Raw genomic sequence first — 14,876 nt, forward strand, 5'->3', positions numbered from 1 at the left:
AGCTTGTTGACCTTGCTGCGTTCGCCGTGGGAAATCGAGATCAAACCCTTGTTGGCCATCATTTGCAGCGCCTCACGCACAGCGGGGCGACCGACGCCAAACTTCTCCATGAGCACCCGCTCTGAAGGCATAAAATCCCCAGCAGATAGTTCGCCCGTTTGGATCATATCCCACAGCCGATCGAAAACCTGATCGGACAGTTTTTGCCGTACAATCGGGGTGTTCAAAGAACCTAACTTGGATTTGGAATCTGACGCCATGGGATTATGTTCTACCTTCTGAGTTTCGTAACTGTTGCACATATATGATGTGATGACCACCTGCGCATTCAAGAGAAACTTGTCCAGAAGAGACTTCTGATCACAACATAAGCGGTGAAATATCTCATTCAATCGAAATTCGGGAAAACATTGCAAACTGGTATGATGATCACTAGAGTTGCCACACCTAGCACAGAGGCTCGCAATGTCCACCACGTCCATTAACGTCACATACCGACTCGAAACATCCGGAAATATTGAGGCACTCGCTGCCAAAATCGCATCGGATCAATCGACAGGCACCTTTACCGCCGTGCCCGGGGAAACCGCAGAAGTGCAAGCACGATGCGCGGCAACGGTTGTGAAAATCACGCCTTTGGCGCCAAGCGACACGCCGTCTATTCCTGATGCTGGCACAGGCCCTTACAACCGCGCTGATGTCGTCATTTCGTACCCTTTAGATGCTGTCGGCACCGATATTGCGGCCTTAATGACCATCACAATCGGCGGTGTTTTCGCGGTGCGGGGACTGACTGGCGTGCGCGTCATGGACATTGACTTGCCAGACGCATGGGCCTGCCATCCAGGGCCACAATTTGGCATCAAAGGTTCACGCCAACTGACCGGCGTAATGCAAGGGCCCATCATTGCCTCCATCATCAAACCGTCCCTTGGATTGCTGCCGTCGGAAGCTGCGGCCGTCATCAAACAGCTGTGTGAAGCGGGCGTTGACTTCATCAAAGACGACGAAAAATTGATGAGCCCCAGCTATTCGCCGTTCGAAGAGCGGGTGAAGGCCATCATGCCAGTGATCAAGGACCACGAGCAAAAGACCGGTAAGAAAGTCATGTATGCCTTTGGCATCTCATCGGCCGATCCTGATGTGATGATGCGCAATCATGACTTGGTGATGGAACATGGTGGCAATGCAGCCGTGATCAACATCAATTCGATTGGGTATGGCGGCATGGCGTTCTTGCGCAAACGCTCAGGCCTGTGCTTGCACGCGCACCGCAATGGTTGGGATATTTTGACCCGCCATCCGGGGCTTGGTATGGAGTTTCGCGCTTACCAAAAAATCTGGCGCCTGCTTGGGGTGGATCAGTTTCAAATCAATGGCATTCGCGCCAAGTATTGGGAACCTGACGAAAGTTTTGTGAAGTCTTTCACGGACGTCACGACGCCGATCTTTTCGCAAGACGACTGTGCTCTACCTGTAGTGTGCTCGGGCCAATGGGGCGGACAGGCCGTGGAGACGTACAATCGCACAGGCCGCACGCTGGATCTTATGTATCTTGGTGGTGGCGGCATTCATGGGCACCCCATGGGCGCGACCAGCGGTGTTGCGGCCATACGGCAAGCGTGGGATGCAGCGCGCGATGATGTCTCGCTAGAGGCTAAGGCCAAATCGCATCCTGAGCTCGCGGCGGCCTTGGCCAAATGGCAAGACTGAACCGCGTCAGAGTATGATAGCTTCAGGCGCGAATGAGCCTTATGAACCCCAAATTGAAGTATCGCGCGCGCTGAAACCAGAACGCGCGATATTTTTATGCCAAATTATGACGCGTTGTATTTTGCATCGACCGCATTGATGGCATCAACATTTCCGGCAGACTTCCCAGCGGGATCAAACGCGCTGTCGAGAAATGTGTCGGCAATCATTTTTGCCAATTCTGCGCCAATGACACGTGCACCCATCGTGATGATCTGGGCATTGTTTGACGTCGCGGCCTTGCCTGCCGAATACACGTCGTGGCATTGCGCCGCGCGAATGCCCGGCACTTTGTTGGCCCCCAAGCACACGCCGATACCTGTGCCACAAACCAAAATGGCGCGGTCATATGTACCTGCAAGAACGGCAGAAGCCACGCGGTCTGAGAGGTCTGCATAAAAGGCGTCGGGGCCGTTCTCAGTGCGCGAAAGCTCGGTCACATCGTGAGAGGCAGACAGGTGTTCGGCAAGAACACTTGCAAGGCCTTCACCTGCGGAATCGCCAGCAACAGCTATTTTCATTGGGATCTCCTTTTGGGATGGAGGGAATTACATGTTCAAATTTTCGCGGCGCATTTGGCCAAAATGTCGAGGTATCCCTCAACTGACCAAGCTGAACGCCCGATAAACAGCCCGTCGACATGAGGACATTGCATGAAGTCGACACAGTTTTCAGGATTAACGGATCCGCCGTAGAGGCAAGGGATTGTGCGGCCTAAAACGGAATGCGCGACCTCGATAATTTCTGCCTGACGCGCTTCTCCATAGTCTGGCGTTGCGGGAATGCCGTGCGTTCCAATGGCCCAGACAGGTTCGTAGGCAAGCAAAATTTGGTTGGTCTTTTGGGTTCGTGACAAGTTGCCCAAAGCGCCGCGGACTTGTGCAGCGAGCACGTCGGTGGCGAGTCCTGCCTCGCGGTCTTCGAGTGTTTCGCCAATACAAATGAGCGGAGTCATTCCGTGGCGCACGGCAGCTTCGACTTTCAGGCCCACAGTCTCATCCGTTTCACCGAAAAAGGCACGTCTTTCTGAGTGGCCCAATTCAACAATGTCGGCCCCGCAGTCTTTGACCATCAAAGGCGACACTTCGCCCGTCCAAGCGCCTGCATCTTCCCAATGCATATTCTGAACACCAACCCGAACAGAGGTCTCTGCCAAGATCTGTTTGACCTCACGCACATTCGGAAAAGAGGGGATGACAAACCGCTGAATACGGGGATCACGATCATCATCCGTCGCGGCCAAAGCGTGGGCAAACTCTTGCGCCTCGGCAAGGACCTTGTTCATCTTCCAACTGGTGCCAATCCAATACTGCGGATGTGTCATGCGTTTACTCCTGTGTCTTGTGCGGCGATCGTTAGTGTGATGCCGGCCTGTTCTAAGTCTGAAATACTGTCGCGCGCAGGCCGCGTGTCTGTGATCACCGCATCAAATTCTGATAGGTCGGCGAGCTTATGCAGCGCAGTGCGCGCAAATCGACTGTGATGCACCAACAAGCAAGTCTTGGTGCCCGCAGCGATCATGGCGCGCTTTGAACTGATGACGGCCTCATCCATGTGGAACACGGTGGTGCCACTCACGGCTGGCGCAGATAAAAAGGCAATGTCAGCACGCAATCCGGCCAATGCATTCTCTGTCAGCATGCCGAAAAAGCCGTTGAACTTGGCTGAATAGGTCCCGCCGACGGCAATCAGCGTGACGCCCGTTTCGGTTTTGAGCGCGTCAATCACGGCCGCGTTGTTGGTGATCACAGTCAAAGGGCGTTTGTCACGCAGACGTTCTCCCAAGATTGCAGCTGTGGAGCCATCATTGATCATCACGGTCATGCCGGGTTCAACAAGATCAAGTGCAGCATTGGACATCGCAACCTTCGCAGCACGGTCGTACTGCGCACGAAACCGGAAATCGCTTTCAAACTGCGTGCCTGCATCAATGGTGCCACCGCCACGCACTTTGCGCATGACGCCTGTCGCCTCAAGATCATCCAAATCGCGGTGAATGGTCATCTTTGAGACCACAAAACGCTGGGCAAGGTCCTCAAGATCAACAGATCCTTCAGACACCAACAAATCCATTATGGCCTGACGCCTGTCATCGCGTTTCATGGTGATCTCACAATTTGCTACGGGGCAGGGGCTATTCGCCGCCCAACTGGCATGATGAGTATCACTTAATGCACTTTTTGCCACACAAAATTTGTTATTTTGTGACTTTTTGTTGTCTTATTTTATCTTTGCCTGTACCAGATGAGCGTCAATCGCCTGCGCCGAGATACGTAAAATAAACGCAGAACACGTTGCACATGCCGTCAAAAAAGGACAGGTTGACCGCGACCAAACCTCAACCTGATTTGAGACACTGACCCAGAGATAAGGAATCACAACATGACAAATGTGTTGGACCAACTTCGAACTATGACAACTGTCGTCGCAGACACGGGCGAGGTTGCCGCAGTGAAAACCTATAAACCGGTGGATTGCACAACAAACCCTTCATTGGTGTTGAAAGCACTCGTTGATCCGGCTTCTGAAGCCCTTGTTGCGCGCGAAATCGAAGCGGGCAAGAAAGCGAACCTGACACCCGAGCAGGTGACAGACGTTTTGACAGTGGCAATGGGTGCTGAACTTGCTGCGCTTGTTCCCGGTCGCGTGTCTACTGAAGTTGATGCATGTCTGTCGTTCGACACCGAAAAATCAGTCGCACGGGCGCGTGCCATTGTTGCTGAATACGAAAAGCGTGGCGTCGACAAAGGTCAAATCCTGATCAAACTTGCCGCGACTTGGGAAGGCATTCGTGCCGCTGAAATCCTGCAAAAGGATGGCATCGATTGTAACCTGACGCTCTTGTTCTCAATGGCGCAAGCCGTTGCCTGTGCAGATGCCAAAGCGTTCTTGATCTCACCTTTCGTTGGCCGGATCACCGATTGGTACAAGAAAGCGGAAGGCCGCGACAGCTACACGCCAGACGAAGATCCGGGTGTAAAGTCAGTGCGCAAGATTTACGATTACTACAAATCCAACGGCATCGACACCGTTGTCATGGGCGCGTCTTTCCGCAACACGGACCAAATCAAAGCGCTGGCTGGCTGTGATAACCTCACAATCGCACCGAGCCTGTTGGACGAAATGGGCAATGACCCAGCTGAATTGCCACGCGTTTTGTCACCTGAGAACACAAGTGGCATGGCACCAATCGCGATGGACGAAGCAACATTCCGTTGGGAAATGAATGCTGATCCAATGGCGACGGAAAAACTCGCCGAAGGCATCCGCAATTTCGATGCCGACCACAAGAAACTGATCGGCCTTATTGCTGAGCGCATGTAAATATCTGCTCAGGTCGCAGCAATGCGGCCTGAGCACCCCCAAAATCACAATATCTGTGGCGCATCCGAATGCGCTCATAATAGCTTGGCAGCTCGTGTCTGGTTTCTTGTGAAACCAAGTGCACTAAATGTCAGAATTGATAAGATCCTCCTCTAAAACGCTGAATAGTTGCACCCAACTCCAGCGCTGCACCCAGCCGACATGGTTCCAATTTTTGGTACTTTTTCCGTGCAACGTGGAAATCGGTACGATATTTAAAAAGAAGAAATCAGTTCTGTCGCCTCATGCGTTTCGTTTGGTGACATCCTTTTATTGTTAGAGAGAGTACCTCTATGAAAACGCTCAAAGCCGCTCTTATTGCTACAACTTTCGCTGCAACTGCTGGCCTTACTGTTCCAGCTGCCGCTGACCGTCCTTCAATTTCGTTCAACGCTCACCGATCAGCTTCAGCAAACGGAATCACTGCCTCAACGATTGCAACATCGGCTGCAGCGGCTGGGGCCACGCCTTCAATGGTTGGAACCGCTCTTGGTTTGTTCAACCTCGCTCAGGCACACGGCACAACGTCCACCAACTAAGTCTTTGGCCGCACGCTTGCAGCTGGAATAATGCGGTTACCAATAGGCGCCGATGGGCGCCTTTTTGCTTTGTGACGTCCACCAACTGTTTTGAAGTCATGCACTCACAAAAAAACACCGCTACATTTCTGCAGCGGTGTCTTTTTTAAAGATAAATTTCGAAGTGCTACTTGCTGTCTGGCAAAATCCGCACCGCGCCGGTCGCTGCAGACGATGCAAAGGCCGCATAGGCTTTCAGCGCTGTGGATACGAAACGTGGGCGATCTTCAGCTGGGGCCCATGGCAGTGGGCCAGCGGCTTCGCGGCGCTTGGCGATTTCGTCGTCTGAGATGGCCAAGTGAATGCTGCGGTTTGGAATGTCGATCTCAATTGGATCGCCGTTTTGCACCAAGCCGATCAAGCCGCCTTCTGCCGCCTCAGGCGAGACGTGCCCGATGGACAAACCTGACGTACCACCAGAGAAACGACCATCGGTGAGCAAAGCACATTTTTTGCCCAAGCCTTTGGATTTCAAGTAGGACGTCGGGTAGAGCATCTCTTGCATGCCTGGGCCGCCTTGTGGGCCTTCAAAACGGATCACAACCACATCGCCGGATTCCACTTTACGGGTCAAAATGCCCTGCACCGCGTCGTCTTGGCTGTCAAAGACATGCGCTTTGCCTGTGAAAGTCAGGTTGCTCTCATCCACGCCCGCCGTTTTCACGATACAGCCGTTTTCCGCGAGATTGCCGAACAAAACAGCCAAGCCGCCGTCCTTTGAGAACGCGTGCTCGACAGAGCGTACAACGCCGTTTTCACGGTCATCATCCAGCGCTTTGTAGCGGTTGTCTGTGGAAAAGGCCTGCGTGGTGCGCACGCCGCCAGGCGCTGCACGGTAGAACGAATTGGTTTCAGGCGTGTTGGCAACTTTGATGTCCCATTTGGAAATCGCCTGCGCCATCGTATCGGAATGCACTGTTGGCACATCGCCGTGCAGCAAGCCCCCGCGATGCAATTCGCCCAAAATGCCAAAGATGCCGCCCGCACGGTGGATGTCTTCCATATGCACGTTGATCGTGTTCGGCGCGACCTTACACAGGCAGGGCACTTTGCGTGACAGACGGTCCATATCCGCCATGGTGAAATCGACGCCACCTTCGTGAGCGATGGCCAACAGGTGAAGCACAGTGTTGGTCGAACCACCCATTGCGATGTCCAAAGACATGGCGTTTTCAAAGGCCTCAAAGTTAGCAATGTCACGTGGCAACAGACCCGGTTTTTCGTCTTCGTAGTGCGCTTTGGTGATTTCAACGATCTTGCGACCCGCTTCCAAGAACAGGCGCTTGCGATCAATGTGTGTCGCCAAAGTCGACCCGTTGCCCGGCAAAGCCAGACCCAATGCTTCGGCCAAACAGTTCATAGAGTTCGCGGTGAACATGCCAGAACAAGACCCACAGGTCGGGCAGGCATTCTCTTCGATGTGTTTGACTTGCTCGTCGGTGTATTTGTCGTCAGCTGCTGCAACCATCGCGTCGACCAAATCGACCTTGCTGATCTCAAGATCATCCATGGTCACTTTGCCCGCTTCCATCGGACCACCAGAGACGAAAATCACAGGGATGTTCAGGCGCATCGCGGCCATCATCATGCCAGGTGTGATCTTATCGCAGTTGGAAATACAAACCATCGCATCCGCACAGTGGGCGTTGACCATGTATTCCACAGAATCCGCAATCAACTCACGTGAGGGCAGGGAGTACAACATGCCGTCGTGGCCCATGGCGATACCATCATCCACAGCAATGGTGTTGAATTCTTTGGCAACGCCCCCCGCTTCTTCAATCTCGCGCGCAACCATTTGGCCGAGGTCTTTCAAGTGGACGTGACCAGGCACAAACTGCGTGAAGGAGTTTACGACAGCGATGATTGGCTTGCCGAAGTCACCATCTTTCATACCAGTTGCGCGCCAAAGGCCACGGGCCCCTGCCATATTACGGCCATGCGTGGAACGACGAGATTTATAATGAGGCATTGTGCTAACTTTCGTATTCGCTTGAGTCGTTTTGGGCTCGAAGCCCATATTTTGTTGGATACATACGGTGTTCGCGCGCACAATTCCAGTTGGTACACCAATATGGAGCCCAAAACTGTGCAACCCTGCGCAAATTCATAGGTTTTAGAGCTTTTTGAGCCGCTTGAGCGTGTCACCAAAGTCAAGTGACGGATCAAGAACAACCAACTCTTTGCCTTCGGCGCTTGGATTGGCCGCACGATCTGCAATGATTTGAGCCGCCGCACGACCGATTTCAACACGGCAGGCATCCATTGTGGCCAATTGGCGCGGCAAACCATCGAGAAACTCAATGCCATTGAAGCCCGCCAAACCAATTTGACCGGGCACATCAATTCCGTTTTCAAGACAGTAAAGCAGCCCACCAGCACCGATCATGTCATTGGAATAATATAGAAAATCCAAATCTGGGGTGCGGCTCAGAATAGTTTCCGTCATCTCGCGACCCTTGGCCAAAGCTGAGCCGCCCGAATAAAACTCTTGATCCGCAACCTCTAAACCCGCTTTGGCAAGAGATTCGGTAAAGCCCTCAAAACGTTTGCGCGCGCGGTGATCCAGCGGCATTTTCGTGCCCAAAAACCCGATGCGTTTATAGCCAGCATCCACAATCGCTTGCGCCATTTTACGACCCGCACGGCGGTGCGAAATGCCAACGGCGGCATCGATCGCGTCACCGTCAGTGTCCATGATTTCAACGATAGGAATGCCCGCGGCGCTCAACATCGCTTTCGCGGCTTCGGTGTGCTCTAGACCCGCGACAATCACGCCAGACGGACGCCATGACAGCATTTCATAAAGAACTGCTTCTTCGCGCTCGGGTTTATAATGGGTCACGCCAACCACTGGCTGCAATTCGGTGTCATCCAAAATTTCGGAAATGCCCGTCATAACCTCAGGAAAAACCATGTTGGACAATGATGGAATGATAACAGCAACAAGATTCACGCGCGAAGATGCAAGCGCGCCAGCAATCTTGTTTGGCACATAGCCCAGCTCCCGTGCGGCAGCCAAAACTTTTTCTCGTGTGTTTTCTGATACATCCCCACGATTTCGCAGAACTCTGCTCACCGTCATTTCAGAAACACCGGAGGCTTCGGACACATCCCGCAAGGTTAATGGACGTTTGGGAATTGGTCTGACTGGCGTTTGCGTCATCGTTGCGTGCCTCCACTGCTTTTTCACTGCCAACAATACATGGAAAATCGGCCTTGTCCACGCGCGCTGATGTCGCTATGTTACCGCTAACAGGTCGATTTCATTGATTTCGCACCTAAGAAACATCCGAATCGTCCTGCAAGCTCTCTTACTCTCAGTGCGGTCTCGGATTTAGAGGGGGAGTGGTGGGCCAAATTCGCTCCCCCTTACCTTTTCCAGATATATGAATCGCAGTTTGAGCGGGCTTGCCTTTGCCACCGGTGCAGGTAAAACACAATTGCGTGGCCCCGTGGCTCAACTGGATAGAGCAGCCCCCTCCTAAGGGGCAGGTTGCAGGTTCGAATCCTGCCGGGGTCACCAAAGCGAGCAGTGCGAGACCACTTAGTTGATCCTATGGCACGAGAAACGAGAATGGCGCCGCGTGACGAACGGCTGATGCCACAAGATTTCGACCACGCTTCCCTTAATCGGTGCCAGCACCACTTTTAACATAAGACGGATTATGCGCGGGCGCGAATTACCCCACGGCTCCGCAGTTTTCGCCGCGATCTGTCCACCTCTGCCCGCAACTAGTTCTTATAGTATTTCGTCGCGTAAGACCCATAGGCCCCGTAGCTATTGCCGTAACCATAGCGTTTCATGCCTTTGGGGTCGATTTGGTTGAGCACAAGCCCGTTGACCGTGATGTTAACAGATTCAAACATTTGCAAAGCGTCATGGACCTGTGTTTTCGATGTTTTGTCCCATTGAACAGTGAACAAGACGGCATCAACGTGTTGAGCGACAACGCGTGCGTCAGACACGACCAGCACAGGCGTCGTGTCGATGATCACAAAATCATAGGCTTCGCGTGCGGCTTCCAAGAATGTCAAAAAGCGTTGCGACGACAAGGTATCGACTGCGTTTTCAGTGCTGGGTTCGCTGACAAGGATGTCCGCGCCAAGGATTTCGTCATAAATGACCGCATCACTCAAAGCGACACCGCCATTCAGAACGCTCTGCAAGCCTTTGGCGTCGGCAACGTTCAGATATTGACTGAACACAAGACGGCGGATGTCACCTTCAACCAACAGAACTTTTTTGCCCAATCCGATCAAGTTTTGCGCCAATGCAAATGACACTGTGGTTTTGCCTTCGCCGGGTAAAGACGAAGTCGACATGATCACCTGCGGAGTTTTCTCCTCGCCAGACAACAGCACCGATGTCCTGAGATTGCGCACGGCCTCAGCTGCAACCGATGTGGGTTTTTCAGCCAGATACTTCAGACCATCGCGACGATTGTTGTTTGGCAAGATTGGAATTTGCCCCATCACCCGCAAGCCTGTGTCGACTTCCAAATCGCTAGCTTGGCGATAGCCTTGTTGTCGCATTTCCAACAGCAAGGCCACGCCACAGCCCAGCATGCCCCCGAAAATGAGTGACATTGCAACGATCAATGACGTGCGCGGCTCAGACGGGAAACTTGGCAAAACAGCGTTTGACAAAATGCGACTGTCTGCTTGTTGAATACCCTCTTGGGCTGAGGTTTCTTTGAGGCGACCTAAGAAGTATTCATACAGCAACCGACTTGCCTCGGCTTCGCGTGACAACTGTTGCAACTGAATGATCTCATCGCTTTGCGTTGCAATTTCGGCTTCGCGTTCTTCAATATTCGCGGCCAAGCCTTGTACCTGTGCGTCGAGGCGTTGAACCTGCAATTGAGCCCGCGCGAGAAGCTGCGCGAATTGCAGGTTAAATTGGGCGCTCGACCCTGTTTCACGCCACAGATTTGCCAGTCGAGAATCTCCCGCCTGCTCTGCTTTCTCTTGATCTGTTGCTGTCTCTAAAGCTGTCAAAGTGGCCAGTCGACGTTCGGCTTCAGCAAAGGTCATGCGGGTCGTTTGCAAGCGATCACGCGACTCTTTGAGTTGACGATCAAGTGCTTGTACGCTTTCGCTGCTGACCGCTTCGGATTTGGCCGAAAATTCCGCTACGCGGGCTTCGGCTTGCTCCAGTTCCAATTTCAGATCGGCGACGCGGGACGCCAGCCATTCAGACGCGTTTTTCGTGGCGTCGAATTTCACGTCCATTTGATTCAGAATATATTGCTCTGCCACTGTGTCTGCGATCGTCGCAGACTTTTGCGCATCCTCGGTTTCCAACGTGATTTGCAGAACATAGGTTTGCGGAATATTGCGTACCGAAATGCGCGCTATGAGCTCATTGATGGCCGCAGAACGTTGTTTTTCTTGGCTCGCAAGTGCGCGCTCTGGGGTGCCCAACACCCTGCTTTTCAGTCGTTCCTGAAAGCTTGAGGGGCGCAAAAAAACGTTGAATTCTGGATCTTCTGTCAAACCCGCCACGTTCACCACGCGCTCAAGCAAGCGGCGGCTTTTGAGAATTTCAACCTCTGTATTGATTGCCTCGGAATCCGTTCCAAGACTTGGCAAAACAGAGCTGATATCTAACAGCTGTTGACCCGAAGCATCCAGCAAGACAACCGTCGTAGCTCGGTATTTGGGCACAGCAACACGAGTGGCATAAAGCGCCCCAAGCGCGGCTGTCACAATCATAAAGGCAAGGATCAACAGCTTTTTGCGCCACAAAACGCTCAGTGAAGCTCCGATGTCGAGAATGTCTTCATTTATTGCACTGCTGCGCGAAGGATTGTTCTTTTGCGACACGAGGTTCTCTACAATTATTACGATAATCTTATTCTTAGTGAATTTTTAGTTAACCACAGCTTAATATCCACTGCCCTAATATCATTTTTCAAAATATTACGATCTTGCACCAGAATTGGCGCTCACTCATTTAGAACCCAGCTGCGTCGCAACGACAGCGCGCACGCGCGTGGTGAGCTCTTTGGCGCGCGTTTCGGAACTGGATTGGGCATATATACGGAACTCCGGTGCATTGCCTGAGGGGCGCAGGTGCACCACGTCGCCGCTTTCAAAGTCGACCCGCAAACCATCTGTTAGATCGACGCTGACAATGATCCCGAAGGGGGCGAAAAAGGCTGCGCGCGTCTCGGTATTATCAATTAGTCCTGCCAAAAACGTCGCAGCTTTGGCGCTATCAATTTCTTGTAGGCGGTCCGCGGCGGTAAAGCATCTTGGCAAATGCGATACGAGGTCTGCAAGCGTAGTGCCTTGCTGTTTGGCGGCAAACAAAGGGGCAATGATGGGCAGCATACAATCGCGGGTGGGCAGAGCTGCGAGAGGGCCTGACACGGTTGCGTCAAAGCCGAGCAAGAAACCACCGTTGGCTTCAAAACCGATGCAGGCGTCTGCAGGCGATTTTGCCTTTTCCATCTCTGCGATGACGAAAGGCGACCCGATGCGCGTTAAAATTACCGTTTCAAATTCCGGACACCGACGCACCATGTCGTTGGACGACACCGGCGTGATCACAGTTTTCGCGCCCAACACTTGCGCGGTTAAAACACCAAGAACATCTCCGGGAATGACTTTGCCTGCAGCATCACTAAGCAGCGGGCGGTCTGCGTCGCCATCGGTTGAGGCCACGGCATCTAGGCTATGCAATTGCGCCCATGTCACCAGATTGGCGCGCGTCGCATCATCAACGGCTTCTGTATCAACAGGGATAAACGTGTCTGAATGGGCCAAAGGCACCACTGTTGCACCTAAACCTGTCAAAATTGTTTCCATGGTATCGCGTGCAACGGACGAATGGCGGTAGACCCCGAGCCGCAGGCCTGACAGCGCCGTTTCACCAAACGCATCAATGTAGCGTTGCACATAAAGTGTTTCGGCCTCTGGAAGGGTGGTTTGCGTACCTGCCGCGCCTTTGCGACGCGCGCGTGCCGTATAAGCTGCGCTGATTTTCTGTTCGTCTTCTTTGGAAATTTCACCTTGTGGCACGTAGAATTTTAAACCGTTGCGATCTGCAGGAATGTGGCTGCCAGTGACCATAATGGCCGCCGCTTTTGCCGACATCGACGCCAAGGCAAGCGCAGGCGTGCCAAGAGCAAAGCAATCAACGACATTCACCCCCCCCTCTAGGGCTGTGTGAGCAATCATCTGGGCGATGTCTGGCGAGGATGGCCGCAAATCTTGACCGATGAAAAGCGTGTTGCACTCTGGAACGGTGGTCAAAAAAGCATGCACATAATCTGAGACAACCTCTTGGGTCAGATCAATAACAAGACCGCGCAAACCGCTGGTGCCAAATGAAGGAGCCATAATAAGGCCTTTCGCCAGAGAAATCTTTTAATGAAGCTCTAGCACCAATATGCAGCCTTCAAAACGCAAAAGTATTTTTTCATTCCAACCGCATTGATGTGTTGCGCGTGGAGGGCCCTCTTCGCATCAATGGTTTTGGTCGGAATTATAAGGTGTGGCATACACCGTCAAGTTTGACATCCTCAGGGGACCACCTCTTAATGAAGCTTTAAAATAAAGGTTTTGTTTACCAATTTAGTGCTATTCAGAAAAAGTGAACCTATTTTTAATATGCCGCCATATTTTCACAAAACAACCTGCCCCACGCGGGGAAGAAAAATGTACAAGCATATGAAATACAACATAACTTTGACATATCTATAGGACATACCCCCATGATTTCAGCACATATCACACCCGTTATTCTATGTGGTGGATCTGGAACACGGCTTTGGCCCTTGTCGCGCAAAAGTTACCCGAAGCAATTTGTTCCGCTCGTTGGTAAAAAGACGTTGTTTCAAGCCTCTGCAGAACGCCTCAGCAGTGTGACTTCCGCGCTGAATTTTACGCCCCCAGTGGTGTTAACAGGGTCTGATTTTCGCTTTATCGTGACAGAACAATTGGCTGAAATTGGCATCGATCCAGGGGCCATTTTGATTGAACCAGAAGGTCGCAATACGGCGCCTGCTATTTTGGCCGCGGCCTTGCATCTGACTGCCACGGATCCAGAAGCAATCATGCTTGTCGCGCCGTCCGACCATGTTGTCCCCGACACAGACGCGTTCCATGCGGCGATTGAAAAGGGCCTTGCCTCGGTTGCTGCGGGCAAACTGGTGACGTTTGGGATCAAGCCAACCCACGCAGAAACGGCATATGGGTATCTTGAATTGGCCGCGCAGCCTGATGCCTCTGGTGCCGCAGTCGATCTAAAACAGTTTGTTGAAAAACCAGATGCCGCGCGCGCTGCCGAAATGGTGGATGCAGGCACATTCATGTGGAACGCGGGTATTTTCCTGTTCAAAGCCAAAGACATTGTTGCGGCCTTCGCCGAGCATGCCCCACGCCTCACCGCGCCGGTCAGCGCGGCCGTTGATGCGGCGCAAATCGACCTTGGGTTTTTGCGCCTTGATCCTGAGGCGTGGGGACAAGCGGAAGACATTTCCATCGACTATGCTGTCATGGAACGTGCGGCCAATTTGGCTGTTGTGCCCTTTGATGGCGGCTGGTCTGATCTGGGCGGTTGGGACGCGGTCTGGCGCGAAGCCGGCCCCGATGCCGATGGCGTTGTGACCTCAGGCGATGCCACGGCGATTGAATGTGAAAACAGCCTGTTGCGGTCGGACAGTGAGCACCTTGAAGTCGTCGGTATTGGCCTAAAAAATGTGATGGCCATCGCGATGAATGATGCGGTATTGGTCGCAGACATGTCGCGCGCCCAAGACGTTAAAAAAGCCGTAACAGCCCTCAAAGCCAAAGGGTCTGTACAGGCCACGACATTCCCGAAAGATCACCGCCCTTGGGGCTGGTTCGAAAGCCTTGCAGTGGGCAGCCGCTTCCAAGTGAAGCGGATTCATGTGCATCCAGGCGCTGCGCTGTCTTTGCAAAGCCATTTCCACCGCTCAGAGCATTGGATTGTGGTTGAAGGCACAGCCCAAGTGACAATCGATGATGAAGTGCGCTTGGTGACAGAGAACCAATCGGTCTATCTGCCTTTGGGCTGTGTTCATCGCATGGAAAACCCTGGTAAAGTGCCAATGGTCTTGATCGAAGTTCAAACCGGTTCGTACGTTGGCGAAGATGACATCATTCGCTATGAAGACATCTATTCTCGCGGCCAAGGTGCCAAAGGATAGT

Annotated in this window: 12 protein-coding genes and 1 tRNA gene; 5 read left to right on the forward strand and 8 right to left on the reverse strand. The window is 52.7% G+C overall.

Features of this window, described 5'->3' with window-relative positions; all coding sequences use genetic code 11:
• The coding region (locus ABF287_RS02045; RefSeq protein WP_347183363.1) for a GntR family transcriptional regulator at positions 1 to 260 on the reverse strand (260 nt) is incomplete at its 3' end.
• 205 nt (positions 261 to 465) lie between these two features.
• On the opposite strand from ABF287_RS02045, the gene oiaX reads away from it, so the two are divergent.
• A complete protein-coding gene (gene oiaX, locus ABF287_RS02050) occupies positions 466 to 1,713 on the forward strand; it encodes a 3-oxo-isoapionate-4-phosphate decarboxylase OiaX (protein WP_347183364.1) in 1,248 nt (415 codons plus the stop codon).
• A gap of 104 nt (positions 1,714 to 1,817) precedes the next feature.
• Here the strand turns inward: oiaX and ABF287_RS02055 are convergent, their stop codons facing one another.
• The 3 genes from ABF287_RS02055 to ABF287_RS02065 are packed head-to-tail and all read right to left on the reverse strand — an operon-like array spanning position 1,818 to position 3,855.
• On the reverse strand, positions 1,818 to 2,273 hold the full coding sequence (locus ABF287_RS02055; protein ID WP_347183365.1) for an RpiB/LacA/LacB family sugar-phosphate isomerase: 456 nt from the start codon (positions 2,271 to 2,273) through the stop codon (positions 1,818 to 1,820).
• Between the two features lie 35 nt (positions 2,274 to 2,308).
• The gene (locus ABF287_RS02060; protein ID WP_347183366.1) at positions 2,309 to 3,076 is read right to left on the reverse strand and encodes a triose-phosphate isomerase; all 768 of its coding nucleotides are present in this window, start codon (positions 3,074 to 3,076) and stop codon (positions 2,309 to 2,311) included.
• Positions 3,073 to 3,855, reverse strand: coding sequence for a DeoR/GlpR family DNA-binding transcription regulator (locus ABF287_RS02065; RefSeq protein WP_347183367.1), 783 nt, complete (start codon positions 3,853 to 3,855; stop codon positions 3,073 to 3,075). Before ABF287_RS02065 ends, ABF287_RS02060 begins: the two co-directional genes overlap by 4 nt.
• A 279-nt stretch (positions 3,856 to 4,134) precedes the next feature.
• Between ABF287_RS02065 and tal the strand changes: the two genes are divergently transcribed.
• Positions 4,135 to 5,076 carry a transaldolase gene (tal, locus tag ABF287_RS02070; RefSeq protein WP_347183368.1) on the forward strand — a complete coding sequence of 314 codons (942 nt, stop codon included), beginning with the start codon at positions 4,135 to 4,137 and terminating at the stop codon, positions 5,074 to 5,076.
• A 332-nt stretch (positions 5,077 to 5,408) separates the two neighbouring features.
• Positions 5,409 to 5,654 carry a hypothetical protein gene (locus ABF287_RS02075; protein ID WP_347183369.1) on the forward strand — a complete coding sequence of 82 codons (246 nt, stop codon included), beginning with the start codon at positions 5,409 to 5,411 and terminating at the stop codon, positions 5,652 to 5,654.
• Positions 5,655 to 5,820: 166 nt separating this feature from the next.
• Here the strand turns inward: ABF287_RS02075 and ilvD are convergent, their stop codons facing one another.
• Complete coding sequence (ilvD, locus tag ABF287_RS02080) at positions 5,821 to 7,665, reverse strand: dihydroxy-acid dehydratase (protein ID WP_347183370.1); 1,845 nt, start codon at positions 7,663 to 7,665, stop codon at positions 5,821 to 5,823.
• Positions 7,666 to 7,809: 144 nt separating this feature from the next.
• Positions 7,810 to 8,859, reverse strand: coding sequence for a LacI family DNA-binding transcriptional regulator (locus ABF287_RS02085; RefSeq protein WP_347183371.1), 1,050 nt, complete (start codon positions 8,857 to 8,859; stop codon positions 7,810 to 7,812).
• Positions 8,860 to 9,142: 283 nt separating this feature from the next.
• On the opposite strand from ABF287_RS02085, the gene ABF287_RS02090 reads away from it, so the two are divergent.
• A tRNA-Arg gene (locus ABF287_RS02090) sits at positions 9,143 to 9,219 on the forward strand.
• A 209-nt stretch (positions 9,220 to 9,428) separates the two neighbouring features.
• Here ABF287_RS02090 and ABF287_RS02095 read toward each other — a convergent pair.
• Both ABF287_RS02095 and ABF287_RS02100 read right to left on the reverse strand, forming a co-directional pair.
• Positions 9,429 to 11,522 (reverse strand): polysaccharide biosynthesis tyrosine autokinase, encoded by a 2,094-nt coding sequence (locus tag ABF287_RS02095; protein WP_347183372.1) that lies wholly within the window; start codon positions 11,520 to 11,522, stop codon positions 9,429 to 9,431.
• A 126-nt stretch (positions 11,523 to 11,648) separates the two neighbouring features.
• A complete protein-coding gene (locus ABF287_RS02100; RefSeq protein ID WP_347183373.1) occupies positions 11,649 to 13,043 on the reverse strand; it encodes a phosphomannomutase in 1,395 nt (464 codons plus the stop codon).
• A gap of 374 nt (positions 13,044 to 13,417) precedes the next feature.
• On the opposite strand from ABF287_RS02100, the gene ABF287_RS02105 reads away from it, so the two are divergent.
• A complete protein-coding gene (locus tag ABF287_RS02105) occupies positions 13,418 to 14,875 on the forward strand; it encodes a mannose-1-phosphate guanylyltransferase/mannose-6-phosphate isomerase (protein ID WP_347183374.1) in 1,458 nt (485 codons plus the stop codon).
• The last annotated feature ends 1 nt before the right edge of the window (position 14,876 follow it).

It is taken from the genome of Pacificibacter sp., assembly GCF_039769035.1.
GTDB lineage: Bacteria > Pseudomonadota > Alphaproteobacteria > Rhodobacterales > Rhodobacteraceae > Celeribacter.

What these genes read in the sequence shown, in the direction of transcription:
- tal (WP_347183368.1), top strand. Translation starts at nt 4,135, where the DNA reads ATGACAAATGTGTTGGACCAACTTCGAACTATGACAACTGTCGTCGCA.
- ABF287_RS02100 (WP_347183373.1), bottom strand. Translation starts at nt 13,043, where the DNA reads ATGGCTCCTTCATTTGGCACCAGCGGTTTGCGCGGTCTTGTTATTGAT.
- ABF287_RS02055 (WP_347183365.1), bottom strand. Translation starts at nt 2,273, where the DNA reads ATGAAAATAGCTGTTGCTGGCGATTCCGCAGGTGAAGGCCTTGCAAGT.
- ABF287_RS02085 (WP_347183371.1), bottom strand. Translation starts at nt 8,859, where the DNA reads ATGACGCAAACGCCAGTCAGACCAATTCCCAAACGTCCATTAACCTTG.
- oiaX (WP_347183364.1), top strand. Translation starts at nt 466, where the DNA reads ATGTCCACCACGTCCATTAACGTCACATACCGACTCGAAACATCCGGA.
- ilvD (WP_347183370.1), bottom strand. Translation starts at nt 7,665, where the DNA reads ATGCCTCATTATAAATCTCGTCGTTCCACGCATGGCCGTAATATGGCA.
- ABF287_RS02065 (WP_347183367.1), bottom strand. Translation starts at nt 3,855, where the DNA reads ATGAAACGCGATGACAGGCGTCAGGCCATAATGGATTTGTTGGTGTCT.
- ABF287_RS02060 (WP_347183366.1), bottom strand. Translation starts at nt 3,076, where the DNA reads ATGACACATCCGCAGTATTGGATTGGCACCAGTTGGAAGATGAACAAG.
- ABF287_RS02105 (WP_347183374.1), top strand. Translation starts at nt 13,418, where the DNA reads ATGATTTCAGCACATATCACACCCGTTATTCTATGTGGTGGATCTGGA.
- ABF287_RS02075 (WP_347183369.1), top strand. Translation starts at nt 5,409, where the DNA reads ATGAAAACGCTCAAAGCCGCTCTTATTGCTACAACTTTCGCTGCAACT.